The organism is Streptomyces sp. CCM_MD2014, assembly GCF_000772045.1.
GTDB classification, from domain to species: domain Bacteria; phylum Actinomycetota; class Actinomycetes; order Streptomycetales; family Streptomycetaceae; genus Streptomyces; species Streptomyces salinarius.
Window position 1 is genome coordinate 4,999,181 of record NZ_CP009754.1, and the last position, 21,732, is coordinate 5,020,912.

Consider the following 21,732-nt stretch of genomic DNA (forward strand, 5'->3'; position numbering starts at 1 on the left):
GGAAGGCCGTCGGCCGGGCGGGCCCTATGTCACGTCCGCGTCCCGCAGGGTTCCGGTGGTGTCCACGGCGCCCTCGCGGGCCGAGACCAGGCGGCCCTCCCGGACGACCTGGAGGGTGACCTCGGCGTTGACCAGGCGCGGGAAGCCGACCGAGGCCAGCTTGTCGGCGAAGGTCCACCGGAGGTCGGGCGTGAGGCCGCCCGTGCCGGCCTCCAGACCGTCGTCGAGGGCCCGCCGGACGGTGTCGGCGCTCACCTCGCCGTCGCCGAGCGACTCGACGACCTGCTTGAACACGGTGTACGCGATCCAGGTCGTCTGCACCCCGGCGTCCGCCGCGTCCACGTCGTTGTCGCCGAACGCCTGCTCCTTGATCAGCTTCTTCAGTCCGTCCCAGGCCGGGTCGCCCACCGCCGGGTACCAGCCGGTGACGTACGCCCCCTCGTAGGGCCCGGACGCACCGCCGCTCGCGTTGACCGTCGTCTGGTCGACGCTGCCGAGCACGGTGGCGGTCCGTACGCCGGGGTGGTCCTCGCGGGCGCGCCGGAAGGAGTCCATGAAGGTGCCGGTGCGGTCCCCGAGGACGGGCACCACGCACCCCGGCTTCCCCGCGCCGCCGCCCTCCCGGGCCAGCGCCTGACCGACCTGGTCGTCGTAGGAGGTGGCGTCCTCCGCCGCCCGCTGGTCGTGGGCCCGCTCGTGCCCGCCCGAGACCAGCCCCGAGTCCAGCAGCGGGGCCAGCTGGTCGCCCGCGATCGTGTCGGGGCGGACCAGCGTGACCGGACCGCAGGAGTCGGCGAGCGCGCGGCCGAGCCCCGCCAGCAGCGCCGGCTGGCCCCCGTTGACCGGGTACGACAGCGGACTGGTGAACTCCGTGTTGGTCAGGCCGTATCCGCCGATGTACGGGATGCGGGCGCCCTCCAGGACGGGGAAGAACGAGTCGGCGTGCTGGCTGTAGGACCCCACCACGGCGACGACGTCCTCCTTGACGGCGCGGCGGGCACACTTCGCGGCGGTCACGCTGTCGTTGTGGTCGTTGCACGTCAGCACGTTGAGCTTGCGGCCGCCGAGTCCGCCCTGGGCGTTGACCGAGCGGGCGTAGGCCTGGGCGAGCGCGGGCATGCCGGGCTTGTTGGTCGCGCCGGTGTCCTGCGGGGCCCAGGTCATGACGGTGATCGGGCCGTCGTCCCCGGAGCCCCCCGTGGCACCGGGGACCACCCCGCAGCCGACGGCGAGTGACGCGCACGCCACCAGCGCGCCCGCGGACAGGGCGCCGGTGCGGGTGGCCCGGGAGCGGCCGCGGGGGCCGCCGGGGGAGGTGCTGCGGATGGGTCGCCTGCCGGTCATGTCCCCGCACGATTCCGTCACACGGCCAACCGGGGAGTGACCTGTGGTCAACGCGCGGTGACGCGGAGGTGAATTGCGGGGGCCGGCCGGACGCGGGAAAGAGGAACGTAGGATCGATGACCGTGCAAGGTTCGGAGAACTCTTCCCGTCGCGGCCGTCGCTCCACCACCATGGGCGGCATGCCACTCAACGACATGCCGTGGTGGCGCTGGCGCAGTCAGGTGCGCTCCGCGCTGCACATGCTCTCCGCCCCCGCCTTCCAGCGGGACGTCTGGCTGGCCGGCGTCGACGGCTACGGGGACGTCACCGACGCCGTGTACCGCCTGGTCGAGGACACCTGGCTGGACCACTGGTCGGCCGAGAAGTACGTCGGCACGGTCTTCCGGGACTCGCAGGAGGCCGCGCTGGTCGACACCGCCGTGCTGCGGGTCCTGCGGATCATGCACCAGGTCGGGCCGGACGCGCCGGTGACCGCGTACCTGGACCACGCGGACTGGCCGGAGGCGGTACGGGCGGCGCGCGACGCGCACGTACGGCTGGCCACCAGCGACGGCGAGGACCCGGAGGCGGCGCCGCGCACGCTCGAGGTGCTGCGCATCCTGACCCGGTCCGCCTGACGGGACGGCACGCGGGCGAAGGAGCCGGGTATGGGACCCTGGGCGGCATGAACGCGCAGTCCTCCGCCGCCGTCCCCGCGGCCGACGCCCCGGCCGACCAGTACGTCCTCACCCTCTCCTGCCCCGACAAGCAGGGCATCGTGCACGCCGTGTCGAGCTATCTGTTCATGACCGGCTGCAACATCGAGGACAGTCAGCAGTTCGGGGACCACGACACGGGTCTGTTCTTCATGCGGGTCCACTTCTCGGCCGGCGAGCCGGTGACCGTGGACAAGCTGCGCGCCAGCTTCACCGCGATCGGCGACGCCTTCCACATGGACTGGCAGATCAACCGGGCCGACGCCAGGATGCGCATCGTGCTCATGGTGAGCAAGTTCGGGCACTGCCTGAACGACCTGCTCTTCCGCGCGCGGATCGGCGCGCTGCCCGTGGAGATCGCGGCCGTGGTGTCCAACCACACCGACTTCGCCGAGCTGGTGGGGTCCTACGACATCCCCTTCCACCACATCCCCGTGACGAAGGACACCAAGCCGGAGGCCGAGGCCCGGGTCCTGGAGATCGTGCGCGAGGAGAACGTCGAACTCGTCGTGCTGGCCCGCTACATGCAGGTCCTCTCGGACGACCTGTGCAAGACGCTCAGCGGGCGGATCATCAACATCCACCACTCCTTCCTGCCGAGCTTCAAGGGCGCGAAGCCCTACCACCAGGCGCACGCCCGGGGTGTGAAGCTGATCGGCGCGACCGCGCACTACGTGACGGCCGACCTCGACGAGGGGCCGATCATCGAGCAGGAGGTCGAGCGGGTCGGCCACGACGTCACCCCGGACCAGTTGGTGGCGATCGGACGGGACGTGGAGTGCCAGGCGCTGGCGCGGGCCGTGAAGTGGCACGCGGAGCGGAGGATCCTGCTGAACGGCCGCCGCACGGTCGTCTTCGCCTAGAACCTGTCCGTCCGACAGGTTCCAGGCGAAGACGGGGGGCCCGGAGGTCACTCCGGTCACTTCGGGTCGCTGTTGAACTTCGAGGTCGCCCAGACGTAGCCGAGCACGGTCAGGGCGAGGGACCAGCCGAGGGCGAGCCAGCCGTTGTGCCCGATCCCGGTGCCGAGGAGCAGGCCGCGCAGGGTCTCGATGGCCGGCGTGAACGGCTGGTACTCGGCGATCGGCTGGAACCAGCCCGGCATCGAGTCGATGGGCACGAAGGCGCTGGAGATCAGCGGCAGGAAGATCAGCGGCAGCGCGTTGTTGCTGGCGGCCTCCGCGTTCGGGCTGACCAGGCCCATGCCGACCGCGATCCAGGTCAGCGCCAGCGTGAAGAGCACCACGAGTCCGAAGGCCGCCAGCCACTCCAGGGCGGTGGCGTCCGAGGAGCGGAAGCCGATGGCCACGCCGACGGCGCCGACGAGGACCACGCTCATGATCGACTGCACCACACTGCCGATCACGTGCCCGACGAGCACGGAGCCGCGGTGGATGGCCATGCTCCGGAAGCGGGCGATGATGCCCTCGGTCATGTCGTTGGAGACGGAGACGGCGGTGCCGATCGTGGTGGACCCGATGGTCATCAGGAGCAGGCCGGGCACGAGGTAGGCGACGTAGTCGGAGCGGTCCCCGCCGCCGATGCCGGCGCTCATCGCGTCGCCGAAGACGTAGACGAAGAGCAGCAGCAGCATGACCGGCGTGAGCAGCAGGTTCAGGGTGAGGGACGGGTAGCGCCGGGCGTGCAGGAGGTTGCGGCGCAGCATCGTGGACGAGTCGCGCACGGCGAGGGAGAGGTTGCTCATCGGACGGTCTCCTTCAACTGGTCGGTCCGGGCGGGGACGACGGCGGCGCCGCCGGTGAGGGCGAAGAAGACGTCGTCGAGGTCGGGCGTGTGGACGGTGAGCTCGTCGGCCTCGATGCCGGCCGCGTCCAGCCGGTCCAGCACCGTCCGCAGGGCGCGCTGGCTGCCGTCGCTGGGGATCTGCAGGGCCAGCGCTTCGTCGTCCCCGGTGCTGCCGGAGAAGGCGGTGGCGGCGGACCGGTAGGTGCCCGGGTCGGTGAAGCGGAGCCGGACGTGTCCGCCGGGGACGAGTCGCTTGAGTTCGTCCGCGGTGCCTTCGGCGGCGATCCTTCCGTCGTGGAGGACGGCGATGCGGTCGGCGAGTTCGTCGGCCTCCTCCAGGTACTGGGTGGTGAGGAAGACGGTGACGCCGCCGGTGACGAGTTCGCGGATGATCTGCCACATGGTGTGGCGGGAGCGCGGGTCCAGGCCCGTGGTCGGCTCGTCGAGGAAGATGATCCTGGGGTCGCCGACCAGGGTCATGGCGATGTCGAGACGGCGCTTCATGCCGCCGGAGTAGGTGGACGCGGGCTTCTTCGCGGCCTCGGTGAGACCGAAGCGCTCCAGCAGCTCGGCGGCGACCCGCCGGCCCTCGCCCCGGGACAGGCGGTGCAGGTCCGCCATGAGCCACATGTTCTCCTCGCCGGTGATCAGACCGTCGACGGCGGAGAACTGCCCGGTGACACCGATCGCGCCCCGCACGGCCTGCGGGTTCGCGGCGAGGTCGTGCCCGCCGACGCGGATGTCACCGGCGTCGGCGGTCACGAGGGTGGAGAGGATCTTGACGGCGGTGGTCTTGCCGGCGCCGTTCGGGCCGAGCAGGGAGAAGATCGTTCCTTCGGGGACGGCCAGGTCGACACCGTCGAGGACGGTCTTGTCGCCGTAGGACTTGCGCAGTCCGTTCGCCGCGATGGCCAGGTCGGTCATGGCTGTTGCTCCTCAGAGGCTGCGGGCGGTGATGTCGCCGTGGTCGGTGGTCGCCCGGATGGTCAGGGCGGGGGTGCCGCCGGTGTTCTTGAGCGCGTTGCGGACGCGGCCGTATCCGGTGCCGGAGTCCAGGGCGGCCGAGACGCCGACGGCGGTGCCGACCGAGATGTCGCCGGAGCGAGTGCGCAGCACGAGCGTGCCGCGTACGGCTTCGGCGATCCGGATGTCGCCCTTCTGGACGCTGATCTCGGCGGGCCCGTCCAGACGGCCGACCGTGATGTCGCCGGCGGCGGTGGTGAGGCGGGCGCTGGCGGCCTCGTCGAGCTTGACCGGGCCCTGCGCGCCCTCGTGGGTGACGTCGCCCAGCCGTCCGACGCCGCGGAACTCGGCGGCCGCCGTCCTGGCCTCGACGCGGGAGCCGGCGGGCAGCCGGACCGTCACCTCGACGGAGCCGGAGGCGCCCATGAGCTGGTTCCTCTCCGGGACCTCGATCCGCAGGACGCCGTCGCCGAACTCCACCCGGGTCTGCTCGGCCGCCGTCACGTCACGTCCCTTCGAGGCGTCGGAGGGCAGCACCTCGACCGTGGTGTCGGTCCGGTCGGCGGCGATGATCTGGACGCGGCCCGCGGGGACGTCGAGGACGGCGGAGATCGGGGCGGTGGTGTCGAAGGTCTGCATGGTGCTCTCCTGTGTTCGTCGCGCTTTCTGACATGAGAAACGCTACGTTGCGTTCACGGAGGCGGCAATGACTTTGTTGCGTCTGAACTGCAAAAGACCAGTTCAAGTCACGGATTTCGTTGCAACAGTTGAGGAAGTAACGCAACGGTGGCCACGCTTCCGTTGCAATGGAGTGGGAGTGAACGCTATGGTCGGGGCACCAGGAGAGCGCGAAGGAGATCACGATGCCGGGAGGCAGGCTCACCCAGCAGGAACGTCAGCAGATCGCCCTGGGGCTGGCCGACGGCCTCGCCTACGCGGAGATCGCCAGGCGCCTGGACCGCCCCACCTCGACGGTCACGCGCGAGGTGATGCGCAACGGCGGCCCCACGGCGTACCGCGCCGACCTCGCGCACCGGGCCACCGAGCGCCGCGCCCACCGGCGCAGGCAGGCGGCCCCCCGCGGGGCGGAGGCGGCCCCGCCGGTCCGCGGGCGGGACGCCGAGGCCGTGCGCGAGTACGAGGAGACGCTGACCACCGTCTTCATACAGCAGGGCACGCCGAAGATGATGGCCCGGGTGATGGCGTGCCTCTGCGTCAGCGACACCGGCAGCCTCACCGCGTCCGAACTCGTCCGGCGCCTCCAGGTCAGCCCGGCGTCCGTCTCCAAGGCGGTCGCCTTCCTCGACGGGCAGGGACTCGTCCGCCGGGAGCGCGACGAGTCCCGCCGCGAGCGCTACGTCATCGACGACGACGTCTGGTACCAGTCCATGATCGCCAGCGCCCGGGGGACCCTGCAGGTGGCCGAAACCGCGCGCCAGGGCGTGGCCGTCCTGGGGTCCGGCACCCCGGCCGCCGAGCGCCTGGAGAACATCGCCCGCTTCCTCGACCACATCTCCGAGAGCATCGTCCGCGCCGCCGATCAGGCCCGCGAGGTCCTGCACACGGCCCCCGCCGCGCCCCCGGACGGCGAGGGGTGACCCCGGGCCGGGCGGGCGCCGCGGGTGCGGCCGTCGGGGCTCGCCCCTACATCCGGCTCAGGCAGGCCGCCGCGAACAGGACGTCCCTGATCGCCTCGCGGTCCCCCACCTGACCGGCCGCCGCCTCCGCCGGAGGCACGTGGCCCGCCGCCAGCCGGCAGAACTCCACACCGTCCAGGGCGACATGGGCCACCTCGTGATCGGCGGAGCCCACCGCGCCGGGGGAGTCCAGCGGGATGAGCCACTCGCCGCCGCCCGAGCCCTCGATCTCCAGCCGCAGGCTGCGTCCCGGCTCGCCCGCGGCGACCAGGTGCGGGCGGCCGCCGGGCGCGGCCAGCCCGGCCCGGCGGCGGGCCGCGAGGACACCCGGCAGCATCCGGGCCGCGAGGTCGATCATGCCGTTGAGGTGGCGCGCGGACGGCGGTTCGTACGGGTAGTCCACCGCTTCGGCGATGTCCTCCGCGTGCACCCAGCACTCGAACGCCCGGTCCAGCATCGCGTCCCGCAGCGGCAGTGCGAAGTCGCCGTACGAGACCGGCATCCCGCCCGAGTCGCCGGTGAACGCCACCGTCCGGACGATGCCGTGACTCTGCTCACGCCAGGGCGCCCGCACCGCGCGGGTGAGCGGGTAGTGCGAGGCCCGCCAGTACGCCTCCGTGCGGGCGGCCGGTGCCTGGCTGGGTGCCGTGATCTCGCCCAGCGGGTCGTCGAGGCCCAGCGCGGCCGCGACCGCCCCGTCGACCGTCATCAGGTGCGCGATCACCCCGGCGACGGTGGTACGGCGGCTCGCGGCTCCGTCGTCCTCGAACCAGCGCAGCCGGACCGGGGCGTGCCACTCGGCGTCCCCGAAGTCCTGGAGCAGCGCGTCCAGGCGGGCGGTCTCGGCGTCGTAGGGTGCGGCCCACCCGGGTACCGGGATGCGGGGCGGGCGCCGCTCCAGGCAGCCCTCCAGAACCCGGGTGCGCAGGGCGGGATCCAGGTCGAGGCTCTCCGGCCGCTGGAGCAGCGTGACCGCCTCGCGCAGGCGCAGCGCCTCGTCGGCGCACGCCTCGCACTCCCCGAGGTGCGCCTCCACGGCGTCCGCCTCCTGCGCCGAGCAGGCCGCCAGCGCCCACGCCCCGAGCAGCGACGTCAGCACCTGGTGCTCCAGCGCGGCCGGCGCCGGGTCGGGCAGCGCCCGCCCGCCGTCCTCGACGGAGGCGCGGGGCAGCGGTATGCGCGCTCCGGAGCCGGTGTCGTGCCCCTGTGCGTCCCGCGTGTCCCGGGTCTCCCGCGTGTCCTGCTCGTCGTTTCCGTCGTCCTCGTCGTGCGCCTTCATGCCGCACCCCCGTAGCCGGGCGGTGCCGCGGGCGGGTGCGGGGCGGTGCCGGCGTCGCGGGCCGTGGACAGGAGCTGGAGGCCCAGGCGCAGGCGGCGGCGGGCCTCGTCCTCCGTGACGCCGAGGTCGGCGGCGGTCTGGCGGTAGTCGCGGCGCTGGAAGTACGCCAGCTCGAGGGCGGCGCGCAGGGGAGCCGGCATGGACTGGACGATGTAGTCGGCGCGGGCGGCGACCGAGGCGTGCCGCACCTTGGTCTCCAGCTCCTCCGCGGTGCCCGGCCCGCCCCGGACCAGCGCCGCCGTCTCGGTGGCGCGCAGCCGCTGGACGGCGAATCGGTGGGTGAGCGTGGCGACCCAGGTGCGCAGCGGGCCCTGCCGGGGGTCGTAGGCGTCGGGGTGCTCCCAGACGTGCGCGAAGACGTCGCGCGTGATGTGGTCGGCGGCACGCTCGTCGTCGAGCACGCGGTGCGCCAGGCCGTGCACCAGCGAGGCGAACCGGTCGTACAGCTCGCCCAGGGCGGCGGCCTCGCCGCGCGCGAGCCGCTGCTGCATCTTGCGGTCCCAGCGCAGTGGCACGTCCCTCTTCGCCATGCCGTTCCTCCACCCCCTCCTCGGACCAGCCTGCGGCCACCCCGTCCCCGAATGTAGTCGGCACGTCCGACAGCGCACGCCCCTTTGCTCCAATGCGCGCCCCCGTCCGGCCGGAGGTGATATGCGCCTCCACTACCCTCTATCGTGCGACCGAAATCGATCGAACAGGATCGAAAGCGTCTGAAACAAGCCTCTTCCGACCGGTCTCCGTTTCCGCCCCGGCGTTTGCGGGAACGGCCGGTGGGCAGGCGCGCCGCCAAGAAGCGTAAGCATGGCTTCCGTTTCGGGTGAATCCAGGCGTTCCGACGGATGAAGGGCATGGTGGTGACGTTCAACGTGACCGGCGGCGAGCGGGGCCGGTGGGCCGTGCTCCAGGTGTCGGGCGAGCTCGACCTGGTGACGTCACCGGTGCTGCGGCAGCGCGTGCACGACGAGGTCGCGGAGGGGCGGCACAGCCTCGTCCTGGACCTCTCCGAGGTCCTCTTCTGCGACTCCAGCGGGGTCGGCGTCCTCATCGCCTCCCGCCGGCTCATCCGCTCCTGCCAGGGCAGACTGCGCCTGATACTGCCCGCTCAGGGGGCCGTCGACGGCTCCCACGTCAACCGCGTCCTCGGTGCGCTGGGCGTGCGCCGGCTCTTCGACTGCCACCCCGACCTCGCCTCGGCGACCGGGGACGAGCCGCGCCCCCTGTCCGCGTAGGCGTACGCTCCGGGCGGAACGTACCCGAGCACCGACGTGAGACGGCCGGAGAGAGCCATGGTCAACAGCGAGTACGAGCGCAGGATCGCCGCCCGGTTCACCACCTTCGACCAGGACGGCAACGGTCACATCGACCGTTCCGACTTCAGCGGGGCGGCCAAGGCCCTGCTCGCCGAGTTCGGCGTCGCCGCCCGCTCCGACAAGGGGCAGGCGCTGTATGGCGGAGCGGAGGCGCTCTGGCAGGGGCTGGCCGGCATCGCCGACCGGGACGGCGACCAGCGCATCACCCTCGAGGAGTTCGTCACCGGGGCGGTCAAACGGCTGCGCGACAAGCCGGACCGGTTCGCCGAGATCGCCCGCCCCTTCCTGCACGCCGCCCTCGCCGTCGCCGACCCCGCCGACGACGGCACGGTCACCGTCGCGAACGCCGCGCGGGCGCTGACCGCGTTCGGCGTGCCCGGGGACGCCGCCGGGCCGGTCGCCGCCGCGCTCGACACGGACGGCGACGGCAGGGTGGGGGAGGCGGAGGTCGTCCCCGCCTTCGCCCGCTGGTTCACCGTGCCGGAGTAGGGGCACCCGCCCGCAAGGCGCCCGCCCGCAGGCCACCCCCGCGCGGCACCCGTCCGCGAGGCCCCCGCACGGCACGCGCCGAGCGGGCACATGTCGCGGATCGTGGCAGGACGGCATCACGGAGCGTTGATACCGGGTTGTGTCCGCCGTGTGACCCGTTACGGCCCGGAGTCGGTGCCACGCTCCGGTACCTTGTGTGGGATGCGAGTGGTCCCGAGCGCCAGCCGTGCCGGAGCTGCCCCCGGGGCGGCTCCGGAACCGACGGTGTGCGCCTTGCCCCGCAGGGCGGAACGGCCGTCGGCCGCCGCCTGTTCGACTCCCCGGAATGTGCGTCGCACAGTATGGCGCACGGGTACTCCTTCGCGCTGGAATATGCCCGAAGCGCTTGTTGACGTGACTGTCCGTCAACCATGCTGTTCCACAAGGGATTCACGTACGGTGAGCCCCGCCCCGGCCGTTGTTCTGGCCATGCTGGAAATGGCTACGATCGTGGCCCTCATGAGGCGCGAGCCTTTGTGTCCGCCGGTTCGGATGGTGTGAGCGGTGCAGGTGCTTCAAGTGCAGCTGGAGGTCCGTCCAGACCCCTCGGAAGTGGGGCGCGCCCGGCGCTGGGCGCGCTCACGTCTGGCCGGGTCGGGGATACGGGCCGATGAACCACTCGCCGAGACGCTGGTCCTGCTCGTCTCCGAGCTCGTCACCAACGCCGTGGTCCACACCGGGCGTTCGGCGGTGCTGCGGCTGGTGCTGCCGGGCGCGGTGACCGAGGAGGCCACCGTTCGCCTCGAGGTGGACGACGCCAGCGACCGTGCCCCGGTGCCCCGTTGTGCGGGCGGCGAGGCGACGGGCGGCCGGGGCCTCGCCCTCGTGGACGGCCTCGCCGACCGCTGGGGCTGGAGCCGGGAGGGCGCCGGCAAGCGCATCTGGTGCGAGCTGGACCGCTCCTCCGGGGGCGGGGACGCCGCACCCGTCTGCGGGAACGGCGGCGCGGCGGCGTACGAGGGATTCGCCTTCGAGGTCGTGTGACGGCCGTGCGCCGGGATGTGCTTCCGTGCGCGTCCCCGGCGAAACGGTACACAAGTGAGGAAACCCTCCTCGCCGGTTGACGGATCGTGACCGTTTCCTCACGCTTGTAGCCACGATTCGCCGCGAGGGGACGACGAGGGCTCGGTGACGGAGCCCTCGACGAGCGTGGGTCGTGTCGGCGGCGGTTCCCTCGGGGGCGACGGGAGCCGGGCGGGAGCGCCGGAGTCGGGCGGCGGCGCGCGATGCCGTGCTCGGGGCGGACAGCGCCGCGCCGCCGGCCGACGGACACGGGACGGAGATCCCGCTCATTCTCCACAGGCTGTGGACGACTCCGCGCGGAAGGTCCGCCGGTACCCGGTCGGCGTGACGCCGAGCGCCGCCTGCAGATGCTGCCGCATCGACTGGGCCGTTCCGAAACCGGCGTCCCGGGCCACCCGGTCGACCGACAGGGCGGTGGACTCCAGCAGGTGCCGGGCCCGTTCCACGCGCTGCCGGGTGAGCCACTGGCCCGGACTGACGCCGACCTCCTCGCGGAAACGGCGGGTGAAGGTGCGTACCGACATCGACTCCTGGGCGGCCATGTCCCGCAGCTGGATCGGCTCGTGCAGACGTCCCAGCGCCCAGGCACGGGCGGCCGTCGTGGACGACTGCTGCGGATCGGGCACCGGCCGCTCGATGAACTGCGCCTGCCCGCCGTCCCGGTGGGGCGGCACGACGGTGCGCCGGGCCACCTCGTTGGCCACGGCCGTGCCGTGGTCCCGGCGCACGATGTGCACGCACAGGTCGATCCCCGCCGCGACCCCCGCCGAGGTGAGCACGTCGCCGTCGTCGACGAACAGCACGTCGGCGTCCACCCGCACCTTCGGGAACAGCCGCTGGAAGTGCTCGGCCGAGGCCCAGTGCGTGGTCGCCGGGCGGCCGTCGAGGTACCCGGCGGCGGCCAGCACGAAGCCGCCCGTGCAGATCGCGACGAGCCGGGTGCCGGGCCGCACGTGGGCCAGCGCGGCGGTCAGCTCCCCGGTCAGCACGCCCTCCTGGTAGACCGGGCCCAGCTCGTAGGAGGCGGGGACCACGACCGTGTCGGCGGTGGCCAGTGCCTCGGGGCCGTTCTCGACCATGATCGCGAAGTCCGCGTCCGTGTCGACGGGGCCCGGCGGCCGGACCGAGCAGGTGATCACCTCGTACAGCGGCCGCTTCCGCTCGTCGCGGGCGAGGCCGAAGATGCGCGGCGCGATGCCCAGCTCGAAGGGGAGCAGACCGTCGAGGGCGAGGACCACGACGCGGTGCGGGCGGCCGGAGGAGGCGGTGGTGCCGGAGGTGTCGCCGGGGCCTGAGGTCATGGCCCGATCCTAGCGAACCATGTCCTCCGGGCCACTCGTCGGTACGTCGTCCCCTGCGGAGACTCAGTGACGTGACCCAGACAACCGACGCCACCGCAGTATCCGAGGACCGGCGGGTGCCGGCCCGCCGCCGGCGCGTGCACCGCGCCTGGTGGGTCGCCGCCGTCACCTTCGTGACGATCATCGGGGCGGCCGCCTTCCGCTCCCTGCCCGGCATCCTCATCGACCCGCTCCACCAGGAGTTCGGCTGGTCGCGCGGCACGATCGGCGCCGCCGTCTCCGTCAACCTCGCGCTCTACGGGCTGACCGCACCCTTCGCCGCCGCGCTGATGGACCGCTTCGGCATCCGGCGGGTCGTCGCCGTCGCCCTGATGGTGATCGCGCTCGGTTCCGGCCTGACCGTGTGGATGAACTCCGCCTGGCAGCTCATCCTCTGCTGGGGCCTGCTGGTCGGCCTCGGCTCCGGCTCGATGGCCCTGGCCTTCGCCGCCACCGTCACCAACCGCTGGTTCACCGAGCGGCGCGGCCTGGTCACCGGCGTCCTCACCGCCGCCTCCGCCTCCGGCCAGCTCATCTTCCTGCCGCTGCTGTCCTGGATCGTCGAGACGTACGACTGGCGCCCGGCGGCCGTCACCGTCGCCCTCGCCGCCCTGGCCGTCGTCCCCTTCGTCTGGCTCCTGCTGCACGACCACCCGGCCGACGTCGGCCAGAAGCCGTACGGCGCGAAGGAGTTCGCACCCAAGCCCGACCCCGTCCCCGGCGCCGCCCGGCGCGCCCTGACGGTCCTGTTCTCCGCCGTCCGCACCGGCCCGTTCTGGCTCCTGGCCGGCACCTTCGCGATCTGCGGCGCCTCCACCAACGGCCTGATCCAGACCCACTTCGTGCCCGCCGCCCACGACCACGGCATGCCGATCACCGCCGCGGCCTCGCTGCTCGCCGTCATCGGGGTGTTCGACGTGGTCGGCACGATCGCCTCCGGCTGGTTCACCGACCGCTTCGAACCGCGCCGCCTGCTCGCCGTCTACTACGCCCTGCGCGGCGTCTCCCTCCTCTTCCTCCCCATGCTGCTCGCGCCGAGCGTCCACCCGCCGATGGTCTTCTTCATCGTCTTCTACGGGCTCGACTGGGTCGCCACCGTCCCGCCGACCCTCGCGCTGTGCCGCGAGCACTACGGCGACGACAGCGCGATCGTCTTCGGCTGGGTGCTCGCCTCCCACCAGGTGGGCGCCGCCCTCGTCGCCTTCCTCGGCGGCGTGGCCCGCGACCACTTCGGCTCGTACGACGTGGTGTGGGTCGCCTCCGGGGCGCTGTGCGCGGCGGCGGCGCTGATGGCGCTGGTGATCCGGCGGCGGGGGACGCCGGTGGCCGCCCTGTCGTGAACGGGTTCTAGGCTGCGGGCATGGGGTGGGGGAAGACGGGGGGTCCCGGTGATCGGCGGCCCGTCCGGCCGAACGACGACTGGAACCGGGCGGCCGCGCTGTGCGCGGGACAACTGCCGCTCGTGTGGCTGGCGTGGTGGTTCGCCATGGAGGCGGGCCGGGACGACTACGGGTACGTGGGCGGCGCCTATCTGGGCATCTGCTGCGTGCCGCTGGTTCTGCCGCTGCTCGGGCTCGTTCACGCGACCGTGCAGATCACACCCGCGGCCGCCCTGGCCGGCCTGCGGCCCGGTGCCCTTCGCGGCCCGGAGTGGGCCTGGCACCTGGCCCTGTCCGTACTGATCGGCGCCGCCTGGGCGGTGCTGGGACGCGCGCTGTGGGGATGGCCGCTCGGCGACACCCTGCCGTGGTTCACCGGAGTCGGCGTCCTGCCGGTCCTGGTCCTCGACCGCCTGCGCGGACGGTCGTGGAGGGGCCGGAGGGTCTGGCTCGGTTCGGCGGTCGCGAGCTTCGTCCTGTTCGTCGGGTGCGGAATACCGGCCGCCGTCCTGGCCGACGACTACGAACCCCCTCGGCTGTCCGCCGGGCGACTCGTCGGGACCTGGCACGGCGCGCACGGGAGCGTGCTGCGGCTGGCGCCGGACGGAGGGGCCCGGCTGACCCGCCTGCCGGCCCGAGGGGGTGACGGCGAGCCGGGCGGCTTCTCGGTGTGCGACGGCACGGGCACGTGGACGCTCGAACGGGACGACGAGTTCATGGACACCGACCGCGACGGCGTCCTCCTGCGCCCCGACGGCGAGTGCGGCCAGGAGACGTACTGGACGATCGGCGGCACCGCACGGGACCCCGAACTCTTCGTGCGGTTCGGCGACCCGGACGCCGGCGACCTGCGTATCCTCACCCGCGACTAACCGGGCAGCCGCGACACCCTCCCCGCCTCCCGCTTCGCCACCGCCCCCGCGATCCGCCCGGCGTCGAGGGCCAGCTCGCGGAGCATCCCGCTGATGGGGTTGGTGAACCCCGTGAAGTACAGGCCGGGTGCGCCGGCCGGCGTGCGGCCGCCGTGCACGACCGGGCGACCGGTGCCGTCGAGGACCCCGAGGTGGCCGACCAGCCCTTCCAGGCCCCGCCGGTATCCCGTGGCCGCGATCACCGCGTCCGGGGCGATGCGGGTGCCGTCGGCGAGGACCGCCTTGCCGTCCTCGAAGCCCTCGACGGCGGCCACGACCTCCACCCGGCCCGTGCGGACCGCGTCGACGAGGCCGACGTCCTGCACCGGGATCGCGCCCTGGGCGGCCCGGGTGAGCAGGCCGGCCTGTGGGCGGGGCAGCCCGTGGGCCGACAGGTCGGGCGTGCTGATCCTGGCCAGCGGACGGGCGAGCCGGTCGGCGAGCGCGACCGGCAGGCGCCGGACCAGGACGCCGTTGTACTGGGCGGCCCAGCCCGCCGTCGAGCGGCGGACGATGTGCGGCGCCGTGCGCACCGAGAGCCGGACCCGGGAGGCCCCGCCCTCCACCAGGTCCACGGCGATCTCGGCGCCCGTGTTGCCCACCCCGACCACCAGGACGTCCCGCCCGGCGTACGGGGCCGGGGCGCGGTACTCGGCGGCGTGCCGGAACTCGCCGGTGTACGTGTCCCGGCCGGGCCAGTCCGGCAGCCGCGGGGTGTGGTTGTGACCGGTCGCCACCACCACCGCCGCGCCGGTCAGCTCCCGGCCCCCGGAGGCGTGCAGCAGCCAGCCGTCCCCGTCGGGCGCGCGCTCGACGCGGAAGACCTCCACACCGGTCACGATCTCCAACTGGTGGTACTCGGCGTACTTCTCCAGGTACCGCACCACGTCGTCCCGGGCCACCCAGCGCCCGAACCGGCGCGGCATCGGCAGGCCGGGCAGCGAGGAGAGGCGGCGGGTGGTGTGCAGCCGAAGCCGGTCGTAGTGCCGCCGCCAGGAGGCACCGACCCGGTCGGCCCGCTCCAGGACCACGGCCCGCAGACCGCGGGCGCGCAGCGCGTGGGCGACGGCGAGACCGCCGGGACCGGCGCCTATGACGTACACGGGGCGGCCCGCGGGATGGGCGGGCTGCGGCGGTTCAGCGGACGCTGTGGAGTCGGCCATGCGGCGAGCGTAATCGCGCGCCGGGTTGATGGGTCTCGGTCAAGACCGGAATCGGTTGCGGATCGGTCACGACCGGGACCGGTGGGCTTCAATGGCCGGATGGCCCACACACCCATGTACACCGTCGCCCCCTCCCTCTCCCTCCCCGAGCCCCGGGGGCACGGCCTGCGTCTGCGGGCCTGGGACGCCGGCTCGGACGCCGACGCGGAAGCGTGGCTGCGCGGCCACCTGGATCCCGACTTCCAGCGCTGGAACACCCCGCTCAAGCTGTGGACCGACCTCGCCGGGGCCCGCGAGTCGCTGCGGGCGCGGGCGCGCGACGCGGCGGACGGCAGGTCGGCGTCGTTCCGGATCACGGACGACGAGAGCGGTGCGACGCTCGGGCACATCGGCCTCGGCGAGATCAGCACACGGCTGAAGACGGCCCGGGTCGGCTACTGGGTGCTCCCCGAGGCCCGGGGCGGGGGAGTCGCCACCCGGGCCCTGCTCCTCACCTCGCGCTGGGCCTACGCGGAACTCGGCCTCCACCGCCTGGAACTGGGACACGCGATCGGGCACGAAGCCTCCTGCCGGGTCGCCGAGCGCAGCGGCTACCGCGCCGAGGGGACCCTGCGCGAGGCGATGTTCCAGTCCGGCCGCCACGACGCCTTCCGGGACGTGCACCTGCACGCGCGCCTGGCCACGGACGCTGAGCCGGCACCGCCGGGCGCGCGGTGAGCGCGGTTCACGGCCACAGCAGCCGCCGGTCCCAGCCACCGCCCCCGGTCCGGCGATAGGCCAGCCGTACGTGGCGCCGGCGGGCCTCGCCCTGGAAGAACTCCACCTCGTCGGGGCGCAGCCGGTACAGCGTCCAGGACGGGACCGGGGCGTCCGGCTCCCGCCCGGCCTGCTCCCATGCCGCCTCGGAGGCGCGGGCCAGCTCGTCCGTCGAGCCCAGCTCCGCGCTCTGCCGGCCGGTGAGCGCGGCGGCCAGTGCGCCGGTCGAGCGCGCGCGCAGGTCGGCCCGCGCCTGGTCGGCCGGGGCGACGGCGACCGGGCCGCGCAGCCGCACCTGACGGCCCAGCGCCGGCCAGTAGAAGACGAGCGCGGCGTAGGGACGGGCGGCGAGGTGGCGGCCCTTGCGGCTGCCGGCGTGGGTGGCGAAGGCCCAGCCCTGCGCGTCGGCGCCGTGCAGCATGACGACGCGCACGTCCGGCAGCCCCTCGGCGTCCGCCGTCGCCAGCGACACCGTGTGCGGCTCCCGCTCGCCGGCCGCGACCGCCTCGGCGAACCACCGGGTGAACAGCTCCAGCGGGTCGCCGGGCGCGGCGGCCGGGTCGAGCGGTGGCAGCTCGGTGACCTCGGGGTCCCACACCCGCAGTGACCTCAGCAGTTCGTGAAGATCGGTTCCCATGCCCCCGATTGTCCTGCGGTCACGGGCGACCGGGGCTCACACCGAGCCGAGGTCGGAGGAGAGCCAGCGTTCGGGCCGCATCCGGACGACGACCTGCTCGCCGTGGTTCGCCGAGGAGAAGGCGACGTACTCGTCGACCTTCTCGGCCGGGAGGTAGCGCGCGGACATCTCCCGCAGGTGCGCCTCGGTCGCGGCGAACGTCTCGACGACCGGCCCCTCCACCGAGACGTAGCGGACGGTGGGCTCCAGCCGGTCGACCATGAGGGAGAACCGCCCCGCCTTGCCGATCAGCTCGTTCTTGCGGCTGTCCAGGCCCGTCATGATCCACACCTCGCCGCCGGGCTCGTACTGGTACCAGATCGGCACGGTCAGCGGGGCGCGTCCCGCTCCCGCGTCGACCGCGAGCGCGGCGATGTGCGGCTCGGCCAGAAACGTCTCGCGCTCTTCGCGGGTCAGGGCCATGGTGGTCTCCTCCAGCGGGGCGGGTACGGATGCTGAGCACAACGTCGGCCGGGCGGGCGGCTGTTCCCCGTCCGGGGCCGGTGAGGCGTGGGCGTCGAGGCACTGAACTCCGAGACGCTGGACATCGTGCCGGTGCGGCCTGAGGGCCGGGGCACGGTCGCCGGGTTCGAGCGGGCGGCCGACGGGGCTGCGGCGGGAAGGGCCGGGCGGCGCGACGGGAGGCCGGGGCGCGGCGGAGGGCCGGAGGTGCGGCGGGAGGTGCGGCGGGCGGCGACGCGGCGGGCGGAGATGACAGGCTGCCGCGCGGTGTCCTACTTGACGGGCTTCTTTCCGGTGATGCCGAGATAGGTCAACAGAGCGAGATGAGGCTTGAGTTCCGCCTGTTTCACGCCCCAGGAGGAGAACCCCTTCTGGTGCGAGGCGGCGGCCGCGAGCATGACGACGAGTGACCCGGCGATCGCCGCGGGGTTCACGTCCTTGTCGACCTTGCCCTTTGCCTGGAGATCGGCGACGGAATCCGTGAGGGATGAATTCACCGAATTCAGGATCTTCATGCGGATTTTGGCGAACCGCTTGTCGCCCTCCGCCGCACCGAGATCCACCACACGCAGAATCGCGTCGTTCTTCCGCCAGAACTCCAGGAATCCGTCGACGAGTTCCTGCGCCGTCTGCCAGCCGGCCTTGCCGACCCAGGAGCGGCCCGCCGTCAGTTCGCTCAGCGAGGAGCTCTCCGCCGCCATGCGCTCGGCGATCTCCAGGACGGCGCCCTCGACGTCCGGAAAGTACTGGTAGAAGGTCGCGGGCGACGTACCCGCCTTGCGGGCGACATCGATGACTTTGACATCGCGATAGGGGGAGGAGCTGAGCATTTCGCTGAGGCAGTCGAGCAGTTTCTGCCGGGTCGCCTGCCCACGTCGACCGGCCACGCGGCCGTCGACGGTACGCACTTGTCCTGTCATGCCGTCAGCTTACCGACGGGTGATCCGAGCGCGATTCGGCCGACTGCAAATGGGGTGCGGGAGCGAGAAGAGACGGGTGTGCCCGGTCTGCGCGGTGCGCGCGACGCGGTTACTTTGACGGCATGGCCGAAAACGGGGCATTCGAGAAGAGGTCGTCGGACCGTCCGTCCGCCCGCCGGGAGGGCGTCCCCTGCTGGGTGGACGCACAGCTCTCCGACGTGGAGGCGGGCAAGCGTTTCTACGGGGAGTTGTTCGGCTGGACCTTCGAGGACCCGGAGGAGGCCGGAGAGGGGGCGGCGGAGTCCGTGCGGGCGTGCCTGGACGGCGAGCCGGTCGCCGCGCTGGTCCGCAAGACGGACGGCCGGATGCCCACCGTGTGGTCCGTGTACTTCCACACCCCGGACGCCGCCGCCCTGGCGGCGCGGATCCGGGCGGGCGGCGGTCAGGTCGTCACCCCGCCCCACCCGGTCGGCACCCTGGGCACCGCCGCCCTCGCCGCCGACCCCGACGGCGCGGTGTTCGGGCTCTGGCAGCCGGGCCGCCGCACCGGCTTCGGACGCCGGCACGAACCGGGCGCCTTCGCATGGGCCGAGCTGTACACCCGGGACACGGAAGCCGCCAACGCCTTCTACGGCGACCTGTTCCACGACGCGCTCTTCGGCCCGGACGCCTCCCCGGACTTCGGCCGCGCCCGGGTCTCGGACGTCTTCCCCGCCGAGATGCCGCCGCACTTCCTCGTCCACTTCCAGGTCGAGGACGTGGCCGGCGGGCTCGCGGCGGTGGCCCGGCTCGGCGGCCGGGTGCGGGTCCCGCCCTTCGAGACGTCGTACGGCCGGGTGGCCGTGGTCTCCGACGGGCAGGGCGCGTCGTTCGCGCTGCTGCAGCGCTGACCGGGGGCGGCGGCGAAGGGAATCTTTGCCCGGAATCAGGCAAGACACCCCGATTGTCGCCAGGTTCGCCAGCAGCGCCTCGGACAGGAAGAATCGGGGTGCGTGGCGCCACGGAGGTGCGGTGGTGAGACGCTGCACTTCGGTCGCGTGCATAAGTGGGTGGCGCGGCCCGTACGGGGAGGTGGCAGGCAAGTGGTGGATCAGCTGACGCAGCACGATCCGCGGCGGATCGGGCCGTTCGAGGTGCTGGGGCGGCTCGGCGCCGGCGGCATGGGGCTGGTCTATCTCGCGCGCTCGGCGTCCGGGCGGCGCGTGGCGATCAAGACGGTGCGCACGGAGCTGGCCGAGGACCAGCTGTTCCGCGTCCGCTTCACCCGCGAGGTGGAGGCGGCCCGCGCGGTCTCCGGCTTCTACACGGCGGCCGTGGTCGACGCCGACCCGCGCGCCGCGGTGCCGTGGCTGGCCACGGCCTACGTGCCCGCGCCCTCCCTCGAGGAGATAGTGAACGAGTGCGGGCCCCTGCCGGCCCAGGCGGTGCGCTGGCTGGCCGCGGGCGTCGCGGAGGCGCTCCAGTCGATCCACGGAGCCGGCCTGGTCCACCGCGACCTGAAGCCGTCCAACGTCCTCGTCGTCGAGGACGGCCCCCGCGTGATCGACTTCGGCATCGCGTCCGGTGTCTCGAACACCCGTCTGACCATGACGAACGTCGCCGTCGGCACCCCCGCCTACATGTCCCCGGAGCAGGCGAAGGACTCCCGCAGCGTCACCGGTGCCAGCGACGTGTTCTCGCTCGGCTCCATGCTGGTCTTCGCCGCCACCGGGCACCCGCCCTTCCACGGCGCCAACCCGGTCGAGACGGTCTTCATGCTGCTGCGCGAGGGCCCCGACCTGGAGGGCCTGCCCGACGAGCTGCGCCCGCTCATCGAGTCCTGCATGCAGATGGAGGCCACCGGCCGCCCCAACCCGGCCGACCTCCAGGCCCAGCTCGCCCCGCACCTCTTCGGCTCCGGCTCCGACGACAGCGGCACGGCGTCGGCGTGGCTGCCCGAACGGGCCGTGAGCCTGATCGAGGGGCGCCGCAACGGCCGCCCCGCGGCCAAGCCCGCCACGGCCGGCGGCCGCGGTCCGGGCCCGTCCGGCGCCCGCGCCCCCGGCCACGCGCCCCCGCTGCCGCCGCCGCCCGCGCACGACCCCGCCGTGCCGGCGCCGCCCGCGCACGGCCCGGCGGTACCCGCACCCGTCGGTGCTCCCGACAGCGGGCCGGTCCGGCTGCCCGGCGCGGCGGTGCCCATCGGCCCCGGGCCGCGCGTCGCCGACATGCGCGCCGCCGCCGTCGCCGCGCCGCCGCCGGAGTCCGCCCTCGCCGCGTCCTGGTCCCGTCCGCGCCCCGGCGTCAACGGCGCCGACCCCGCCGTACCGGCCCCCGCCCCCGCGCCCCCGGAGGCCTCGCCGGCCGGGTGGCGGCCCTGGCGGTTCCGCATGTCCAACGACGTGTGGGGCACGCCCCGGGTCGCCGGGGAGATGGTCTACGTCACCTCCTTCGAGGTGCACGCGCTGGACGTGGGCACCGGACGCCGCCGCTTCAAGACCCGGGACGTCGCCTGGTCCATGGCGGTCGCGGACGGCCGTATCCACGCCTCCGACGGGCCCACCCTCTTCGCCCTGGACGCCCGCGAGGGCGCCGACCTCTGGCGCGTGCAGACCGACGCCTGGGTGTACTCGCTCCAGGCCGACCGCGGCACCGTCCTCACCGCCACCCGCGGCGGGGGCGTCCAGGCGTGGGAGGCCTCGGCCGGCCAGAAGCTGTGGGAAATCACCGGCGCCCAGACCGACTTCGAGTCGCCCGAGGCCGGCGCCGCGCTCCACGACGGCACGGCGTACGTCTGGCAGGACGCCCGCCTGCGCGCCCTGGACGCCCGGACCGGCGACGAGAGATGGTCGTACCCGATCGGCGACGCCGCCTCCTGCGGCGGGGTCCCGGTCCGCCTCACCCAGGCGCCCGACGGCTACGTGTACGTCGCGGCCGGCACCCGGGTCCTCGCCCTGGAGGTCACCTCGGGCCACGTCCGCTGGCACTTCGAGGCCCCGGCGGTCTTCCTGGCCCCGCCCGCCTTCGTGCCGGGCCCGGCCGTGACCGGCGGCGGCGTCTACCTCGCCGACTACCTCGGCACCGTCTACGCCCTCGACGCCACCGACGGCCGCGACCGCTGGCGCATCGCCACCGAGGCCCGCTCCTCGACCGACCCGGTGCTGGTCGCCGCCGGCCACGTCCACGTGGGCAGCGGCAAGGGCCTCTACACGCTGGACGCGGTCACCGGCACCCCCAAGTGGCGCTTCCAGGCGGGCGGCGACATCGTGGGCGCGCCGGCGGTCGCCGAGGGCCGCATCCACTTCGGCTCGACGGACCACCTGCTCTACACGCTGAAGGCCGACGACGGCCGCCTGCGCTGGAAGCTCGCCACCGGCGGCGAGATCACCGGCTCCCCGGTCGTCCGCGACGGCATCGTGTACGCGTGCAGCAAGGACCGCTGCGTGTACGCGCTGGACGCGGAGAAGGGCACGGGGACGGCCCGTACGACCTGAGGGCTCCCACGAGGAGACGGCCCCGGACGGCGTGAGCGGCCGTGGCAGCCCGGTGACGTGTCCGTGA

At 73.5% G+C, this 21,732-nt stretch carries 22 protein-coding genes; 11 read left to right on the plus strand and 11 right to left on the minus strand.

From position 1 onward, the window contains the following. Positions 1–24 precede the first annotated feature (24 nt). Complete coding sequence (locus NI25_RS22345; RefSeq protein ID WP_061444142.1) at positions 25–1,344, minus strand: ABC transporter substrate-binding protein; 1,320 nt, start codon at positions 1,342–1,344, stop codon at positions 25–27. Positions 1,345–1,460: 116 nt separating this feature from the next. Between NI25_RS22345 and NI25_RS22350 the strand changes: the two genes are divergently transcribed. Together NI25_RS22350 and purU are read left to right on the plus strand one after the other, a co-directional pair. After that, on the plus strand, positions 1,461–1,961 hold the full coding sequence (locus NI25_RS22350; RefSeq protein WP_061444143.1) for an SCO4402 family protein: 501 nt from the start codon (positions 1,461–1,463) through the stop codon (positions 1,959–1,961). Positions 1,962–2,008: 47 nt separating this feature from the next. Then, positions 2,009–2,902 carry a formyltetrahydrofolate deformylase gene (purU, locus tag NI25_RS22355; protein WP_061444144.1) on the plus strand — a complete coding sequence of 298 codons (894 nt, stop codon included), beginning with the start codon at positions 2,009–2,011 and terminating at the stop codon, positions 2,900–2,902. Between the two features lie 56 nt (positions 2,903–2,958). Here the strand turns inward: purU and NI25_RS22360 are convergent, their stop codons facing one another. The 3 genes from NI25_RS22360 to NI25_RS22370 are packed head-to-tail and all read right to left on the minus strand — an operon-like array spanning position 2,959 to position 5,387. Then, the gene (locus tag NI25_RS22360) at positions 2,959–3,744 is read right to left on the minus strand and encodes an ABC transporter permease (protein WP_061444145.1); all 786 of its coding nucleotides are present in this window, start codon (positions 3,742–3,744) and stop codon (positions 2,959–2,961) included. Then, positions 3,741–4,709, minus strand: coding sequence for an ATP-binding cassette domain-containing protein (locus tag NI25_RS22365; RefSeq protein WP_061444146.1), 969 nt, complete (start codon positions 4,707–4,709; stop codon positions 3,741–3,743). Before NI25_RS22365 ends, NI25_RS22360 begins: the two co-directional genes overlap by 4 nt. Positions 4,710–4,721: 12 nt before the next feature. Next, complete coding sequence (locus NI25_RS22370) at positions 4,722–5,387, minus strand: DUF4097 family beta strand repeat-containing protein (protein ID WP_061444147.1); 666 nt, start codon at positions 5,385–5,387, stop codon at positions 4,722–4,724. A 224-nt stretch (positions 5,388–5,611) separates the two neighbouring features. On the opposite strand from NI25_RS22370, the gene NI25_RS22375 reads away from it, so the two are divergent. Beyond that, positions 5,612–6,346, plus strand: a complete 735-nt coding sequence (locus NI25_RS22375) for a helix-turn-helix domain-containing protein (protein ID WP_061444148.1) — start codon at positions 5,612–5,614, stop codon at positions 6,344–6,346. Between the two features lie 46 nt (positions 6,347–6,392). Here NI25_RS22375 and NI25_RS22380 read toward each other — a convergent pair whose 3' ends face one another. Together NI25_RS22380 and NI25_RS22385 are read right to left on the minus strand one after the other, a co-directional pair. Beyond that, positions 6,393–7,664, minus strand: a complete 1,272-nt coding sequence (locus NI25_RS22380) for a zf-HC2 domain-containing protein (RefSeq protein ID WP_061444149.1) — start codon at positions 7,662–7,664, stop codon at positions 6,393–6,395. Then, positions 7,661–8,254, minus strand: coding sequence for a sigma-70 family RNA polymerase sigma factor (locus NI25_RS22385; RefSeq protein ID WP_061444150.1), 594 nt, complete (start codon positions 8,252–8,254; stop codon positions 7,661–7,663). Before NI25_RS22385 ends, NI25_RS22380 begins: the two co-directional genes overlap by 4 nt. Before the next feature lie 318 nt (positions 8,255–8,572). Between NI25_RS22385 and NI25_RS22390 the strand changes: the two genes are divergently transcribed. From NI25_RS22390 to NI25_RS22400, 3 genes are all read left to right on the plus strand, one after another. Beyond that, complete coding sequence (locus tag NI25_RS22390; RefSeq protein ID WP_007388697.1) at positions 8,573–8,953, plus strand: STAS domain-containing protein; 381 nt, start codon at positions 8,573–8,575, stop codon at positions 8,951–8,953. A 57-nt stretch (positions 8,954–9,010) separates the two neighbouring features. After that, positions 9,011–9,523, plus strand: coding sequence for an EF-hand domain-containing protein (locus tag NI25_RS22395; protein ID WP_061444151.1), 513 nt, complete (start codon positions 9,011–9,013; stop codon positions 9,521–9,523). Between the two features lie 558 nt (positions 9,524–10,081). Beyond that, on the plus strand, positions 10,082–10,546 hold the full coding sequence (locus tag NI25_RS22400) for an ATP-binding protein (protein ID WP_061444152.1): 465 nt from the start codon (positions 10,082–10,084) through the stop codon (positions 10,544–10,546). Positions 10,547–10,851: 305 nt separating this feature from the next. Here the strand turns inward: NI25_RS22400 and NI25_RS22405 are convergent, their stop codons facing one another. Continuing rightward, positions 10,852–11,886 (minus strand): GlxA family transcriptional regulator, encoded by a 1,035-nt coding sequence (locus NI25_RS22405; RefSeq protein WP_061444153.1) that lies wholly within the window; start codon positions 11,884–11,886, stop codon positions 10,852–10,854. Positions 11,887–11,957: 71 nt separating this feature from the next. Between NI25_RS22405 and NI25_RS22410 the strand changes: the two genes are divergently transcribed. After that, entirely contained in the window at positions 11,958–13,265 is a 1,308-nt protein-coding gene (locus NI25_RS22410; RefSeq protein WP_061444154.1) for an MFS transporter, read from the plus strand. Between the two features lie 20 nt (positions 13,266–13,285). After that, a complete protein-coding gene (locus NI25_RS22415) occupies positions 13,286–14,176 on the plus strand; it encodes a hypothetical protein (protein ID WP_061444155.1) in 891 nt (296 codons plus the stop codon). On the opposite strand, the gene NI25_RS22420 is transcribed toward NI25_RS22415, so the two are convergent. Continuing rightward, positions 14,173–15,378 carry a flavin-containing monooxygenase gene (locus tag NI25_RS22420; RefSeq protein WP_061444156.1) on the minus strand — a complete coding sequence of 402 codons (1,206 nt, stop codon included), beginning with the start codon at positions 15,376–15,378 and terminating at the stop codon, positions 14,173–14,175. The genes NI25_RS22415 and NI25_RS22420 overlap by 4 nt on opposite strands. Positions 15,379–15,477: 99 nt before the next feature. Between NI25_RS22420 and NI25_RS22425 the strand changes: the two genes are divergently transcribed. Further along, entirely contained in the window at positions 15,478–16,095 is a 618-nt protein-coding gene (locus NI25_RS22425; RefSeq protein WP_107071805.1) for a GNAT family N-acetyltransferase, read from the plus strand. 7 nt (positions 16,096–16,102) lie between these two features. On the opposite strand, the gene NI25_RS22430 is transcribed toward NI25_RS22425, so the two are convergent. The 3 genes from NI25_RS22430 to NI25_RS22440 form a co-directional block, all read right to left on the minus strand. Beyond that, positions 16,103–16,771: a pyridoxine/pyridoxamine 5'-phosphate oxidase gene (locus NI25_RS22430; RefSeq protein WP_061444158.1), complete on the minus strand. Its 669-nt coding sequence runs from the start codon at positions 16,769–16,771 to the stop codon at positions 16,103–16,105. 36 nt (positions 16,772–16,807) lie between these two features. Further along, positions 16,808–17,233 (minus strand): pyridoxamine 5'-phosphate oxidase family protein, encoded by a 426-nt coding sequence (locus tag NI25_RS22435; RefSeq protein WP_061444159.1) that lies wholly within the window; start codon positions 17,231–17,233, stop codon positions 16,808–16,810. A 311-nt stretch (positions 17,234–17,544) separates the two neighbouring features. Then, positions 17,545–18,180, minus strand: coding sequence for a TetR family transcriptional regulator (locus tag NI25_RS22440; protein WP_061444160.1), 636 nt, complete (start codon positions 18,178–18,180; stop codon positions 17,545–17,547). A gap of 134 nt (positions 18,181–18,314) precedes the next feature. On the opposite strand from NI25_RS22440, the gene NI25_RS22445 reads away from it, so the two are divergent. Both NI25_RS22445 and NI25_RS22450 read left to right on the plus strand, forming a co-directional pair. After that, a complete protein-coding gene (locus NI25_RS22445) occupies positions 18,315–19,082 on the plus strand; it encodes a VOC family protein (RefSeq protein WP_061444161.1) in 768 nt (255 codons plus the stop codon). Between the two features lie 192 nt (positions 19,083–19,274). Beyond that, positions 19,275–21,665, plus strand: coding sequence for a PQQ-binding-like beta-propeller repeat protein (locus tag NI25_RS22450; protein ID WP_061444162.1), 2,391 nt, complete (start codon positions 19,275–19,277; stop codon positions 21,663–21,665). Positions 21,666–21,732: the final 67 nt, after the last annotated feature.

Bases quoted from the DNA above. Each gene is read 5' to 3' on its own strand.
- purU (WP_061444144.1), top strand. From the start codon at position 2,009: ATGAACGCGCAGTCCTCCGCCGCCGTCCCCGCGGCCGACGCCCCGGCC.
- NI25_RS22395 (WP_061444151.1), top strand. From the start codon at position 9,011: ATGGTCAACAGCGAGTACGAGCGCAGGATCGCCGCCCGGTTCACCACC.
- NI25_RS22380 (WP_061444149.1), bottom strand. From the start codon at position 7,664: ATGAAGGCGCACGACGAGGACGACGGAAACGACGAGCAGGACACGCGG.
- NI25_RS22370 (WP_061444147.1), bottom strand. From the start codon at position 5,387: ATGCAGACCTTCGACACCACCGCCCCGATCTCCGCCGTCCTCGACGTC.
- NI25_RS22425 (WP_107071805.1), top strand. From the start codon at position 15,478: ATGGCCCACACACCCATGTACACCGTCGCCCCCTCCCTCTCCCTCCCC.
- NI25_RS22385 (WP_061444150.1), bottom strand. From the start codon at position 8,254: ATGGCGAAGAGGGACGTGCCACTGCGCTGGGACCGCAAGATGCAGCAG.
- NI25_RS22430 (WP_061444158.1), bottom strand. From the start codon at position 16,771: ATGGGAACCGATCTTCACGAACTGCTGAGGTCACTGCGGGTGTGGGAC.
- NI25_RS22435 (WP_061444159.1), bottom strand. From the start codon at position 17,233: ATGGCCCTGACCCGCGAAGAGCGCGAGACGTTTCTGGCCGAGCCGCAC.
- NI25_RS22445 (WP_061444161.1), top strand. From the start codon at position 18,315: ATGGCCGAAAACGGGGCATTCGAGAAGAGGTCGTCGGACCGTCCGTCC.
- NI25_RS22415 (WP_061444155.1), top strand. From the start codon at position 13,286: ATGGGGTGGGGGAAGACGGGGGGTCCCGGTGATCGGCGGCCCGTCCGG.
- NI25_RS22350 (WP_061444143.1), top strand. From the start codon at position 1,461: ATGACCGTGCAAGGTTCGGAGAACTCTTCCCGTCGCGGCCGTCGCTCC.
- NI25_RS22360 (WP_061444145.1), bottom strand. From the start codon at position 3,744: ATGAGCAACCTCTCCCTCGCCGTGCGCGACTCGTCCACGATGCTGCGC.
- NI25_RS22345 (WP_061444142.1), bottom strand. From the start codon at position 1,344: ATGACCGGCAGGCGACCCATCCGCAGCACCTCCCCCGGCGGCCCCCGC.
- NI25_RS22405 (WP_061444153.1), bottom strand. From the start codon at position 11,886: ATGACCTCAGGCCCCGGCGACACCTCCGGCACCACCGCCTCCTCCGGC.
- NI25_RS22365 (WP_061444146.1), bottom strand. From the start codon at position 4,709: ATGACCGACCTGGCCATCGCGGCGAACGGACTGCGCAAGTCCTACGGC.
- NI25_RS22420 (WP_061444156.1), bottom strand. From the start codon at position 15,378: ATGGCCGACTCCACAGCGTCCGCTGAACCGCCGCAGCCCGCCCATCCC.
- NI25_RS22390 (WP_007388697.1), top strand. From the start codon at position 8,573: ATGGTGGTGACGTTCAACGTGACCGGCGGCGAGCGGGGCCGGTGGGCC.
- NI25_RS22375 (WP_061444148.1), top strand. From the start codon at position 5,612: ATGCCGGGAGGCAGGCTCACCCAGCAGGAACGTCAGCAGATCGCCCTG.